The 441-nt window shown below is 63.9% G+C and carries 1 pseudogene; it reads left to right on the top strand.

From position 1 onward, the window contains the following. Positions 1–441, top strand: a pseudogene (locus JHD77_RS30515) (TIGR03752 family integrating conjugative element protein); the annotation flags it as partial.

Here is a 441-nt window from a genome sequence, read left to right on the forward strand (position 1 = left end):
TGCGCAACATCGATCAGAACATCGAGCAGAAGCTCAACAACACCGCCCAGGAGCTGCAGCAACAGCAGGAGAACCGTAGCCAGACGATCCTGGACCAAGTACAGAAACGGCTCGAGAACCTAACCCACGTTCCCGAGGCCGGCGACACCGACCTGCCCGTAGGATTCGGCGTGCGACCAGAGGATGGCCAGCACTTTCAGGGAGCGGGCTCGTCTTCATCGGACATCGTCTGGATCGAGCCCCAGGACGCCCGCGCAGTCGATGCCAATGGCCAGCCGCTGGCCGCCGGCTCCACCACCCAACCGAGCGGATTCAGCTTCCCGACCTCCTTCGGCAATGCGGTCGATCGCGGCCAGAACGCGCTGGAGCGGATCGATGACGGGCTGCACCCCGTCGGCCAACAGCGATCCGACCTCGAGAACCGCAAGCTCGTCCGCAAGA

The organism is Pseudomonas sp. P20 (genome assembly GCF_016463925.1).
Classification (GTDB): domain Bacteria; phylum Pseudomonadota; class Gammaproteobacteria; order Pseudomonadales; family Pseudomonadaceae; genus Pseudomonas; species Pseudomonas aeruginosa.